The 11,968-nt window shown below is 71.0% G+C and carries 11 protein-coding genes and 1 pseudogene; 6 read left to right on the forward strand and 6 right to left on the reverse strand.

Features of this window, described 5'->3' with window-relative positions; all coding sequences use genetic code 11:
• Nucleotides 1-79 precede the first annotated feature (79 nt).
• Together glpX and ACFHWE_RS07475 are read left to right on the forward strand one after the other, a co-directional pair.
• Nucleotides 80-1,099: a class II fructose-bisphosphatase gene (gene glpX / locus ACFHWE_RS07470; RefSeq protein WP_416599874.1), complete on the forward strand. Its 1,020-nt coding sequence runs from the start codon at nt 80-82 to the stop codon at nt 1,097-1,099.
• A gap of 368 nt (nt 1,100-1,467) precedes the next feature.
• Nucleotides 1,468-2,931: a hypothetical protein gene (locus ACFHWE_RS07475; protein WP_416599875.1), complete on the forward strand. Its 1,464-nt coding sequence runs from the start codon at nt 1,468-1,470 to the stop codon at nt 2,929-2,931.
• 42 nt (nt 2,932-2,973) lie between these two features.
• Here ACFHWE_RS07475 and ACFHWE_RS07480 read toward each other — a convergent pair whose 3' ends face one another.
• The gene (locus ACFHWE_RS07480; protein WP_416599876.1) at nt 2,974-3,795 is read right to left on the reverse strand and encodes an ABC transporter permease; all 822 of its coding nucleotides are present in this window, start codon (nt 3,793-3,795) and stop codon (nt 2,974-2,976) included.
• Nucleotides 3,795-4,727, reverse strand: coding sequence for an ABC transporter ATP-binding protein (locus ACFHWE_RS07485; RefSeq protein ID WP_416599928.1), 933 nt, complete (start codon nt 4,725-4,727; stop codon nt 3,795-3,797). Before ACFHWE_RS07485 ends, ACFHWE_RS07480 begins: the two co-directional genes overlap by 1 nt.
• A gap of 197 nt (nt 4,728-4,924) precedes the next feature.
• On the opposite strand from ACFHWE_RS07485, the gene ACFHWE_RS07490 reads away from it, so the two are divergent.
• Both ACFHWE_RS07490 and ACFHWE_RS07495 read left to right on the forward strand, forming a co-directional pair.
• Nucleotides 4,925-5,527: a DUF1707 SHOCT-like domain-containing protein gene (locus ACFHWE_RS07490; RefSeq protein WP_416599877.1), complete on the forward strand. Its 603-nt coding sequence runs from the start codon at nt 4,925-4,927 to the stop codon at nt 5,525-5,527.
• Nucleotides 5,528-5,632: 105 nt separating this feature from the next.
• Nucleotides 5,633-7,024, forward strand: a complete 1,392-nt coding sequence (locus ACFHWE_RS07495; RefSeq protein WP_416599878.1) for a class II fumarate hydratase — start codon at nt 5,633-5,635, stop codon at nt 7,022-7,024.
• Between the two features lie 83 nt (nt 7,025-7,107).
• Here ACFHWE_RS07495 and ACFHWE_RS07500 read toward each other — a convergent pair whose 3' ends face one another.
• The 3 genes from ACFHWE_RS07500 to ACFHWE_RS07510 are packed head-to-tail and all read right to left on the reverse strand — an operon-like array spanning nt 7,108 to nt 8,217.
• Nucleotides 7,108-7,320, reverse strand: coding sequence for a zinc ribbon domain-containing protein (locus tag ACFHWE_RS07500; protein ID WP_416599879.1), 213 nt, complete (start codon nt 7,318-7,320; stop codon nt 7,108-7,110).
• A 10-nt stretch (nt 7,321-7,330) separates the two neighbouring features.
• Nucleotides 7,331-7,651: a transposase gene (locus tag ACFHWE_RS07505; RefSeq protein ID WP_416599929.1), complete on the reverse strand. Its 321-nt coding sequence runs from the start codon at nt 7,649-7,651 to the stop codon at nt 7,331-7,333.
• Nucleotides 7,573-8,217 carry an RNA-guided endonuclease InsQ/TnpB family protein gene (locus ACFHWE_RS07510; RefSeq protein WP_416599880.1) on the reverse strand — a complete coding sequence of 215 codons (645 nt, stop codon included), beginning with the start codon at nt 8,215-8,217 and terminating at the stop codon, nt 7,573-7,575. Before ACFHWE_RS07510 ends, ACFHWE_RS07505 begins: the two co-directional genes overlap by 79 nt.
• A gap of 22 nt (nt 8,218-8,239) precedes the next feature.
• On the opposite strand from ACFHWE_RS07510, the pseudogene tnpA reads away from it, so the two are divergent.
• Nucleotides 8,240-8,658: pseudogene (gene tnpA / locus ACFHWE_RS07515) on the forward strand (IS200/IS605 family transposase).
• A gap of 245 nt (nt 8,659-8,903) precedes the next feature.
• The gene (locus ACFHWE_RS07520; RefSeq protein ID WP_416599881.1) at nt 8,904-10,853 is read left to right on the forward strand and encodes a serine/threonine-protein kinase; all 1,950 of its coding nucleotides are present in this window, start codon (nt 8,904-8,906) and stop codon (nt 10,851-10,853) included.
• 130 nt (nt 10,854-10,983) lie between these two features.
• Here the strand turns inward: ACFHWE_RS07520 and ACFHWE_RS07525 are convergent, their stop codons facing one another.
• The gene (locus ACFHWE_RS07525; protein WP_416599882.1) at nt 10,984-11,616 is read right to left on the reverse strand and encodes a lytic transglycosylase domain-containing protein; all 633 of its coding nucleotides are present in this window, start codon (nt 11,614-11,616) and stop codon (nt 10,984-10,986) included.
• Nucleotides 11,617-11,968: the final 352 nt, after the last annotated feature.

The raw sequence follows: 11,968 nt of genomic DNA on the forward strand, positions 1-11,968 counted from the left end.
CAGCGGCCCGGGGTCACATCGGGTGACTACTCTGGGGCAAAGCGCCCGCTCTGATTTCCCTGACGGAAGGTGTCGCCCTATGTCGCAGGCCAGTACCCCGCCCTCCCAACCGGCTCCCGACCGCAACCTCGCCCTGGAACTGGTCCGGGTCACCGAGACGGCCTCGCTGGCCGCCGCCCGCTGGGTGGGCAAGGGCGACAAGATCGGTGCCGACGGTGCGGCGGTGCGCGGTATGCGGCACATGATCAGCACGGTGTCCATGAACGGCACCGTGGTCATCGGCGAGGGGGAGAAGGACAACGCCCCCATGCTCTACAACGGTGAGCGCGTCGGCGACGGCGGCGGCCAGGAGTGGGACGTGGCGGTCGACCCGATCGACGGCACCACACTCACCGCCATGGGCATGCCCAACGCCGTCTCCGTGATCGCCGTGAGCCCGCGCCACACCATGTTCGACCCGTCCGCGGTGTTCTACATGGAGAAGCTCGCGACCGGGCCGGAGGCCGCCGACAGCGTCGACATCGCCGCACCGGTCGCCGACAACGTCCGCGCGGTGGCCCGCGCCAAGGGCAAGAGCCCTCAGGACGTCACGGTCGTCATCCTGGACCGGCCCCGCCACAAGCAGATCGTGCAGGACGTGCGGGACTCGGGCGCGCGCATCAAGTTCATCAGCGACGGCGACGTCGCGGGCGCGATCATGGCGGCCCGTGAGGGGACCGGCGTGGACCTGCTGTTGGGCATCGGCGGCACCCCCGAGGGCATCATCACCGCCTGCGCGATGAAGTGCCTGGGCGGCGTCATCCAGGGCCGCCTGTGGCCAAAGGACGACGCCGAGCGGCGCGGCGCCGTCGAGGCCGGCCACGACCTGGACCGGGTCCTGCTCACCGACGACCTGGTCGCCTCCGAGGACGTGTTCTTCGCGGCGACCGGCATCACCGACGGCGAACTCGTCGGGGGTGTGCGCTACGAGGCGTCCCGGGTCATCACCGACTCCCTGGTCATGCGCGGGCGCAGCGGCACCGTCCGCGAGGTGCGCAGCGAGCACCGGTTGAGCAAGCTGTCGGCCTACAGCGGCGTCGACCTCACCTCCGCCCCCTGAGCCTTCCGCGGGTCCGGCGCGGGTGTGCGCCGAGCCGGACCCGCGAGACGCAACCCCACGCGAAAGAGGTGGGAACCCGGGCCCACCGCACCGACGTCACAGATCATGTCCGCAGGTGCGCACGCCACGCCCCGTCTCTCTGTCCCGGAGGTCCGATGTCCTATCCGCAGTCCCCCCAGCAACCCCCGTGGCAGCCCGGACCGCCTGCCCAGGGCTTCCCACCACCTCCGGGCGGAACGCACGGGCAGCCTCCCTACGGCGGTGCCCCGATGGGTCCGGGCGGTCCCCCGATGGGCGGTCCGCCGTCCGTTCCCCCCTCCTACGGCCCCGGACAGCCCCCGCCCCCGGGAGGCGGGGGGCGCCGCAACATGTGGTTGATCCCCTCCGCGGTCGGGGTCGCGGTGGTGGTCATGGCGGGCACGGTGTGGGCCTCGGTCTCCCTCGTCGACTTCGGCGGCCCCCAGCCCGAGTCGGTCCTGCCCGCGAACTCGGTCGCCTTCGGCAGGCTCGACCTGTCCATCGACGGCTCGCAGGCGATCGACCTGCTGGGCTTCGTGGACCGGCTGCCGGACGAGCTCACCGAGGAGATGAACGAACCCTCCGAGGACATGACGGCCACCTTCGCCGAGGGGTTCGTCGAGGTCTTCCCGGAGGCGAGCCAGAGCGAGGTCGAGGAATGGATCGGTGAGCGCGTCGGCTTCTCCGTGTGGCCGAGCACCGACGAGGAGGCCTCCCTCGGGGTCGGTGCGGCCTTCGCGGTTGCGGTGGCCGTGACCGACGAGACCCTGGCGGAGGAAAACCTGTCCGACCTGGTCAGCGTCCAGGATGGCTTGGCCTACGAGATGGTGGACGGGTTCGCCGTCCTGACGGACAACGACGCGGCCCTGCGCGACCGGACCAGGCAGATGGAGGCCCACGGGGCGCTGGCCGACGACGACGTCTTCTCCGGGGACCTGTCCGATGTTCCCGGCGGCAGCCTCGCCGTGGCCTGGGCGGACGTGTCCGGGGCCCTGGCCACCGGGGAGCTGGCCACCGAACTCGAACTGGACGGAGTCGGCGACTTCGACGGCCGGATGACCGCGTCGGTGCGCGTGGACGGCGACTACCTGGAGGCGCGCATGGACGCCTTCGCCTTCCAGATGGAGGGCACCGACGTGGGCTGGCTGTCCGGTACCCCCGGGGCCAGCGTGGACGCGATGGCCTCCCTTCCGGAGAGCACGATCGTGGCCGTGGGCGCCGCCGGCCTGGACCAGGCACTGATCGACGCCTACGACAGCGGCGAGCTTCCGCTCAGCGGTGAGGAGCGGGCGGACATGGAGGCCACGTTCGACGCCTGGGGCGCCCCGCTCCCGGGCGGCTTCACCTCCCTGCTCGGCTCCTCCAGCACTCTGGGCATCACGAGCATGGACCTGAACGGCCTGTTCAACCAGAGCACCTACTACGGCGGCTTCGAGAACCCCGCGGACGAGGCGTTCTCCTTCGTGTACCGGGCCGTGGGCGCCGACGAGCAGGTACTGGACACGTTCGTGGAGCAGAGCGCGACGGACCCCTACTCCGACCCGCCGAGCGTGACCGCCGAGGGCGACACCGTGGTGGTCTCCCAGGGGGCCTCCGCCGCGGGGAGCCTGGGCGACGACCCGGTGTTCCAGCAGACGATGCAGGACATGGACGACGCGGTGATCGCCGGGTTCTTCGACCTGCGCCAGGCACTGGAGGGCACCGACGTGGCCGACGCCTCCCAGTGGGGGGCCCTGGGCCTGGCCGTGAGTGTCACCGAGGACGGCCGACGCAGCAGCCTGGAGCTGCGTTGGGCGCCCAGCGGCGGCGGGTAGGACCCTGGGGCGGGGCGCGACCGCGCGCCCCGCCCGCCCGGTTCAACTCACGACGCGACGGCTCATCCGCCGCACCGCGGCCCACCAGATCACGGCGATGAAGAGCACCAGCACACCCGTGTGCAGGAGTACCGCGTCCGTGGCGAGCCCGCCGAACACCGCCCCGCGGATGAGCTCCACGGCGTGGTAGAGCGGGTTGGCCATGGCGGCCGTCTGCGCCCACGACGGCAGTTCGGTGAGCGGGAAGAAGGTGCCCGCCATGAGGAACAGCGGTGTGAACAGTCCGCTGAACACGTAGTCCATGGAGCGGACCGAGCTGATCACCGCCGAGATCCAGATCCCGAAGAGCGCGAACGCGAACCCGGCGACGAAGGCGATGAGCGGCACCAGCACCACGCCGGGTCCCGGCCTCAGCCCGAAGCCGACCGCCACCAGCAGTGGAACGCAGCCGTACACGCCCGACCGCAGGGCCAGCCACAGGGCCTCACCCGTGACCAGTTCGCGCACGTCCACCGGTGCGGCCAGGATCCCCTCGTAGGTGTGCAGGAAGCGGCGTTTGATGAAGGTGTTGATCACCGCGGGCATCATCGACTGGAACATGACCGACACCGCCACGATGCCGGTGCCGAGGAAGTCGATGTAGTCGAACCCGGCTAGCGTCCCGATGAGGGCGCCCATGCCGAACCCGAAGGCGAGCAGGTACACGGTGGGTTCGACGACGGCGGCGAAGGTGGTCGACCGCCACGACTGCCCGTAGAGGATCCACTCCCGGGCGATCACACCCAGGACCGCGCTCGGCTCGAACCGTCCGGGCCGCCGGTGGGCCTCCGGGCGCGCGTCCTCGCGGGTCTGTTCCAGTGACATCAGTCGAAACTCTCTCCGGTCAGGGTCACGAACACGTCCTCCAGGTTGCTGTCGCGGCGCTGCGGGGAGCCGAGCCTCCCACGCAGGGAGTCCGGCAGCTCCTCGGCCCGCAGAACGGACAGGGTCGTGCCGGTGCGCCGGGTGGTGAAGCCCTGATCTCTGAGGAGGCGTTCGAGCGTGTCGACGCCCTCCTCCCCCGGGAGGTACTCCTCCACGGTCGCACCGGCGTACTTGGCGACGAGGTCGGCGGGGGTGCCGCGTTCGACGACACGGCCCCGGGCCATGAGGGCGACCTCGTCGGAGAGGCGCTCGGCCTCCTCGATGTAGTGCGTGGACATCAGGACGGTGACGCCCTCGTCTCGCAGGGCGGAGATGACGCCCCACAGGTCCTGGCGCACCTGGGGGTCGAGGCCGACGGTGGGTTCGTCCATGAGGACGAGTTCGGGCCGGTGCAGCAGGGCCCGGACGATGAGCAGACGGCGGCGCATACCGCCGGACAGGGCGTCGACCCGGGTGTCGCCGCGCCCCTGGAGCTGGGCGAGCCGCATGGCCCGGCCGATGGCCTCCTTCCTGCTCCCGCGCGGGACCCGGTACAGGTACGAGAACATACGCAGGTTCTGCTCGACGGTGAGTTCCTCGTCGAGGTTGTCGTGCTGGGGGACGACGCCCATGCGGGCGCGCGCCCACTTGGACTCGTCGGGGACCTTGTGGCCGAGGATGCGGATCTCCCCCTCGTCCGCCAGGGACTGGGCGGTGAGCATCCGCATGGTGGTGGACTTGCCCGCGCCGTTGGGGCCGAGCAGCCCCATGACGACGCCTCGGGGCACCTCCAGTTCGAGTCCGTCGACGGCGGTGAGGGGGCCGAACCGCTTGACGACCCCTCTCAGGAGCAGGGCGGGGTCCGGCGGCGCCTGGCCGCGGGACGCACTCATGGCGGCGCTTCCGGGCACGCGCCGACCGGGTGAAGGTGAGCTCATGGGCTCAACCGTAGGCTTTTCCCGCCGCAGATTTCCACCGCTTTTCCGAACCTGTGAACGAAGGACGGGGGCGGCACGGCCGCCAACGGCCCGCCCTCCGCTGCGACCAGACGGGAAACCCCGCCCCACCGCCGACGCCCTAAGGTGACCATGTGAGTGAGGAAACACCGCCCGCGCGGATTCGCGCCTCCCACAGGGACCGGGAGCGGGTCCTGAGGCTGCTCAGCGAGGCCGCCGCCGACGGCCGCCTGGACCTCGCCGAGTTCGAGGAGCGCAGCGAGCGGGCGCACACGGCCCGGACCCTGGGCGAGCTCCCCGCCCTCACCGGCGATCTCGTGCCCGAGGAGCTCCAGCCCGTGCGCCTGGCCGTGCGGCCCGCCGTCGCCCTGTTCTCCACCGTCGCGCGCCGCGGCCGCTGGGTGGCCGCCCCGGGCGAGCACGTCGCCGCCCTGGCCGGGAGGGTGGAGGTCGACATGCGCCAGGCCGTGCTCCCGCGCAACCACCACCGGATGACGGTGACCGCCGTCCTCGGTCGGGTGGAGATCACCGTCCCGGAGGGGGTCGAGGTGCGCGTGCGCGGCTGGTCGTTCCTGGGCCGGCGCTCCAGTACCGCCCGGCCGTCCCGGCTGTCCGACCCGCCGGTCCTGGAGATCGACGGTTTCAGCCTCCTGGGCGGGGTCCGAGTCCGCGCCCCCAGGCGCCGCCGGTTCCTGTCCTGGCGCGGGCGCACGCGCCGCCGCGGTATCGGGACCTGAGCATGACCTGGGCAACACCGTGAACACGGGGCGGAGTGATCGTGTGCGGATGTGGGTCTGGCAAGCTGTGGTTCACGAGTTTTCCCAGGAGGGATGGGTTCCAACATGAGTGAGTTCCGCATCGAGCACGACTCGATGGGCGAGGTCAAGGTCCCGGCCGAGGCCAAGTGGCGTGCCCAGACGCAGCGTGCCGTCGAGAACTTCCCGATCTCCGGCCAGGGCCTGGAGAACGCCCACGTCGCGGCCCTGGGCCAGATCAAGGCCGCCGCGGCCAAGGTCAACGCGGAGCTCGGCGTCATCGGCGACGACCTCGGCAAGGCCATCCGCGAGGCGGCTCTGGAGGTCGCCGAGGGCAAGTGGAACGACGAGTTCCCCATCGACGTGTTCCAGACGGGGTCCGGGACCTCCAGCAACATGAACACGAACGAGGTCGTGGCGACGGTCGCCAAGGAGCGCACCGGGCTGGACGTGCACCCCAACGACCACGTGAACGCGTCGCAGTCCTCCAACGACGTCTTCCCGTCCTCGATCCACATCGCCGCCACCTCCGCCGTGCAGAACGACCTGGTTCCGGCCCTGCGGCACCTGGAGGGCGAGCTCACCCGCAAGTCGGTCGAGTTCGCGACCGTGGTCAAGAGTGGGCGCACCCACCTGATGGACGCCACGCCGGTCACCCTCGGCCAGGAGTTCGCCGGGTTCGCCGCCCAGGTGCGCTACGGCGTCGAGCGCCTGGAGGCCGTTCTGCCCCGCGTGGCCGAGCTTCCGCTGGGCGGTACCGCGGTGGGGACCGGCATCAACACCCCGGAGGGCTTCGCCGCCCGGGTCATCGCCGAGATCGCCTCGAACACCGGTCTGCCGCTGACCGAGGCCCGGGACCACTTCGAGGCGCAGGGCGCCCGCGACGGCCTCGTCGAGCTGTCCGGCCAACTGCGGACCATCGCGGTGGGCTTCGCCAAGATCGCCAACGACATCCGCTGGATGGGGTCGGGCCCCACCACCGGCCTGACCGAGATCTTCCTGCCCGACCTCCAGCCCGGTTCGTCGATCATGCCGGGCAAGGTCAACCCGGTGCTGTGCGAGGCCATGCTCCAGGTGTCCTCACAGGTCGTGGGCAACGACGCCGCGGTGGCCTTCGGGGGCGCCAGCGGCAACTTCGAGCTGAACGTCCAACTGCCGGTGATCGCCCGCAACGTGCTGGAGTCGATCCGCCTGCTGGCCAACGTCTCCCGGGTGTTCGCCGACCGCTGTGTGGCGGGGATCAGGGCCAACGAGGAGCAGTGCCGCACCTACGCGGAGTCCTCCCCCTCGATCGTCACACCGCTCAACCGCTACATCGGCTACGAGGAGGCCGCGAAGGTCGCCAAGCAGTCTCTGGCCGAGCGCAAGACCATCCGCCAGGTGGTCATCGAGCGCGGCTACGTCGCCGACGGCAAGCTCACCGAGGAGCAGCTCGACACCGCTCTCGACGTTCTCAAGATGACCAACGCGCGGCTGTAGGCGCGGTGCGCCTCGCGGCGTCCGCTGGTTCCTGCTTCCCCCCACCCGAGGGGTAGTGGTCTTACCCAGCCTCCACAGGCGTTTCAGCTCTCCGCTTCCCGCGCTCGGGCGAGTTTCCGTCCAGCGGCGAGCACGATCCGGGACGCGTTGACGTCCCGGTCGTGTTCGGTGCCGCGCCCGGAACAGGTCCAGGTGCGCACGTGCAGTGGTTTGGGTCCGTCAACGATCCAGCGCTCCGAGCAGGTCTGGGAGGAGGGCAGGAACCGGTCGATCCTGTGGAAGGTGCGGCCTTGCACTCCAGCATGTTCACGAACGCCGACCATCCGGCGTCGTGCACGCTCTTGGCCTGCCGGGTGCGCCCGAGCCCCTGCACACACAGGTCCTCCACGTACACCGCTTGGTTCTCGCGGATGATCCGTGTGGACAGATGGTGTGGAACTCACGGCGGCAGTCGGCCACCCGGGCGTGGGCGCGGGCGACCCTGTGCCGGGCCTTGGCCCGGTTGGCCGATCCCTTCCGTTTGCGGGACAGGTCCCGCTGGGCCTTCTTCAGCTCCTTCCCGGCGCGGCGCAGGAACCGGGGGTTGTCGATCCTCGTGCCGTCCCACAGGACGGCGAAGTGCCCCAGATCCCCACGTCATCGGTGGTCTCCGGCAGCGGCTCGTCATCGGTCTCCACGACGAACGAGGCGAAGTACCGCCCGGCGGCGTCCTTGACCACGGTCACCGACGACGGAGGCGAGGGCAGGGGACGCGACCAGGCCACCTTCACCTCGCCGATCTTGGGCAGGGACAGTTGTCCCTGGCCGGTGATCTTCCAGCGGGCGTTGGCGGTGAAGCGGACCGACTGGCGGCCGTCCTTGCGGGGCTTGAACCGGGGCGGGCCCGTGCGGAGGCGTTTGCCTTGGAGGCCGTCGAAGAAGGCGCGGTAGGCCGTGTCGGCATCGCGTAGGGACTGCTGGGGCACTACGGCCGATACCTCGCCCAGCCATTGCCGCTCCGGGGTGCGCTTGGCGTCGGTGATCAGCTTCTTGGACAACTCACCCGTCTTCGGGAACGCCTCCCCCTCAGCGCGCGCGGTCTCACGGGCCCGCAGGGCGTCGTTGTAGACCACGCGGGCGCACCCGAACGCCCGGGCCAGCGCTTGGCGCTGGTCGGCGTCGGGGTACACGCGGAAGGAGTACCGGCGCTGCACACCCGCTTTCTGTCATTGGTTTATGGGCGATGAGAGCGATATCAGAACCGGTAGGCACTGTGTCTTCGTGATGCACGCACACTTGGTTTTCGCGACGAAGTACCGGCATGAGGTCTTCACCGGCCGCCACCTGTCGCGGATGGAAGAGATCATGCGGGCGGTGTGCGTCGGCTTCGAGTCGGAGCTGGTGGAGTTCAACGGCGAGAGCGACCATGTGCACCTGTTGGTGGACTTCCCGCCCAAGGTCGCGGTCTCGAAGCTGGTCAACAGCCTCAAGGGGGGGTGCCCTCGCGTCGGTTGCGCCAGGAGTTCCCCGAGCTGGAGCGCCACTACTGGCGGGCCAAGCGGTTGTGGTCGGGGTCTTACTTCGCCGGGTCCGTGGGTGGTGCGCCGATCAGCGTCCTGCGTCAGTACATCGAGGACCAGAAACGCCCGTCCTGATGGACGAGCGGGGGTTCGGGTCCGGTCCCCACCCCGGTGTGAACGCCGGGGCGCTCTCGGATGAGACAGGTAGCCCGCCGCCGCGTACCCGTCCCTGAGGGCGCACCACAGGTGCGGGGCGCCCTCAGACGTGCGCTGCGTGATCTCGGTTCGGTTCCGGCGTCCCGGAGCGGGGAACCGTTAGGCTCTGTCCGGTATCTGACATTCTTGCCGAAGCACCCTAGAGCCCGCCGAGAGGGCAGTACATGTCGAGCAACAGCGAACGCGTCGTCGCGGAACGCTACGTCCTCCGTCGCGAACTGGGTCGGGGCGGAATGGGAGTGGTCTGGGAGGCCTTCGACCCCTCCCTGGACCGCGCCGTCGCCATCAAACAGGTCCTCCTGCCCGACCACTTCACCGATTCCGAACGCACGGACGCCCTCGCCCGGGTGCGCCGGGAGGCCCAGTCGGCGGCACGCGTCAGACACCCCGCCGTGATCACCATCCACGACGTCTTCGACTTCGAGGGCAGCCCCTGGGTGGTCATGGAACTCATCGACGGCGGATCGCTCCAGGACCGCCTCAAGGCACGCGGCGCCATCGACCTGGACACCGCCGCGACGGTCGCCGAGGCGCTCCTGGAGGCCGTGCGGTCGGCCGACCGGGCCGGGGTCCTGCACCGCGACATCAAACCCGGCAACATCATGATGTCCGAGGACGGACGGGTCATCCTCACCGACTTCGGTATCGCCACGATCGAGGGCGGACCGAACATCACCCGCACCGGGGCGATCATCGGCTCACCGGAGTACATGCCGCCCGAGCGCTTGGAAGGCGCCCCGCCCGAGCACCGGGGTGACCTGTGGAGCATCGGCGTGACCCTGTTCGCGGCGGTGGAGGGCACCTCCCCGTTCCGCCGGGACACCATCACCAGCGCGATCGCCGCCGTCATCTCGGCCCCGCTACCCCCGATGACCCGCGCCGGGTGGCTGGAGCCGGTCATCTCCGGGCTCCTGGAGCGGGACCCGGACCGGCGCCTGAGCGCGGACGCCGCCCTGGCGCTGCTGCGCGAACGCCGGGCCGAGGGCGGCGGGAAGCAGCCCGGCGGCCCCGCGCCGGCCTACACCGGCGGCTTCGACACCACGCACACGGGCGGACCAGCCACCACCCGCACGGGCCCCGCCACCGCACAGCCCAGCGGCCCGAACCAGGCGCACACGGGGGGCTCCCCCGCCATGCGGCCGAGCGGGCCCCACCAGGCGCACAGCGGCGGTTTCGGCACCGGGCCCGTCACCCCGCAGCCGTTCCACCACGCGGCCAGCGGCGGGTACCCGGCTCCCGGCCGACCGCCGACCCCTCCCCCCGGTTACGGCACCGGCCCGGCCCCCGGCCCGCCACCGCCTCCCGCGCACCCGGGCGTGCCCGTGGCCACCCCCTCAGGGGGCGGCAGCGGCGGGGGCTCCGGTTCGACCGGCAAGATCCTGCTCGGCTTCGGTGCCGGCATGGTCGCCGTCCTGCTCGTCGCGGTGGTCGGGATCGTCCTCTGGAGGAACCAGGCCGACGGCAACGGTGCGGGCCCCTCGGCGAACGTCTCCCCCACCGCCGAACAGGCGGTCACCCCCTCCCCCACCCCGGAGGAGACCGCCGCCGCGGGCCCCGGAGGCGCACAGCCCACGGGCGAGGCCGACCCCTACGGCACCGAGGGTGAACCGCCCTCCTACGACGAGTGGGCGACCTTCAGCTCCCAGTGGTTCGACGTCGGCTACCCGCAGGGGTGGACCGTCAACGACGACAACATCGACGAAACCCTCGTCGCCTTCCAGGCCCAGGGCGGCGACCACCAGGTGTGGGTCACCGGCTGGACCCAGGAGGAGGGCGACGACCCCACCAGCGCGGAGTACCTGGAGCAGAGCAACGCCGGGACCGCCTGGGAGGAGGGCACCCGCGACTACGAGCAACTGTGGCTGAGGGAGGTCGACAGCGGCGACTACCCCGACGCCTGGAACGAGTCGTGGGACGCCGCCGTGGTGGCGGCCGACCTCGAACACGACGGCTGGCCCACCCCCGAGCGCCGGTTCTGGGCGTACGTGGTCAGCCTGGACCACGTTGACGGCCACGTCTTCTACCTCATCAGCGTCAACGTGCCGCGCGACCAGGCCGACGACTACGAGGACCTGCTGGACGAGGTCACCGAGACCTTCGTCCCGCACATCTGAAGCCGCGGGGCCGCCCGCGGCGGCCCCGCACCCGTCGTGCCGTGTACACGATGTGGGCCCCGCGGCCACCCTGGTCTCCCATGGTGGTCGCGGGGCCCTCATTTCATGTCGGCCGGTACCGGCCCCGCTGTCAGTACCAGCCCTGGGACTGGGAGGTCGCCCAGGCACCGCACGGGGTGCCGTAGCGGCCCTCGATGTAGTCGAGGCCCCACGCGATCTGGGTGGCGGGGTTGGTCCGCCAGTCGGCGCCGTGGCTGGCCATCTTGGACCCGGGCAGGGACTGGGGGATGCCGTAGGCACCCGAACTCGGGTTCTCCGCCAGGTGGTTCCAGTTGCTCTCCTTCTGCCACAGCGGTTCGAGGCAGTCGGTGAACTCGCTTGCGGGCCAGCCCTTGTCCAGGACCATCTGCAGCGCCAGGCCCCTGGCGTCACCCGTGAAGACGGGTGTTTCGGGCTCAGCGGGCGCGAGGGCGGTGCCCTGGGCCTGCGCGGAGGCGGTGGCCGCGCCCAGGGCCGCGTCGCGTTCCAGCCGGGCCTCGGCGCGCGACTCCTGGAGCTGAGCCGCCGAGGGCGCCCGGGCGGTGAAGAAGCCGTCCCCGCCCGCCGCCTCAGAGGGGGCCTCGGGTACCCGGGCGGTGTCGGCCGCCTGCTCCGGGCCGATCCCGCCACCGGAGAACGCGGAGACGGCGAAGGTCGCACCGGCGACCAGGGCGGCCGCGCCGACGGCCGCGGTACTGCGCAGCGACATGCGGTTGAGTAGCACGGTTGCCTTTCCCGAGAGGGGTGGTGGGGCGGTGAGGAGCTCCGTGAGCCGCTCACACGGGGCCGGGCACCGGGGGAAGGGCGCCGTCGCGGCCCGGCCGAGGACCCGCGGTGGGGACGGGGGCGCCGCCCCCACCGGGACCGGGGTCTGCGCTCTGCCTCCTCGCGGGAGGGGATGGTCCTGCGGCGCCTTCAGGTTGCATCATCCTTGCAGGGAACAAACCCCGGTTTTACTGTAACTTGGATCACAATACGGATGGTGAGTGCTATACGCGGCTTTGACCTGGAATCGGACACGAAAAGTGATCATTCGTGCCCCCGGATGCGCGGAGAGGCACCGCCGCCCGAACGGC

Source organism: Nocardiopsis sp. LOL_012 (genome assembly GCF_048060475.1).
Taxonomy (GTDB): Bacteria; Actinomycetota; Actinomycetes; order Streptosporangiales; family Streptosporangiaceae; genus Nocardiopsis.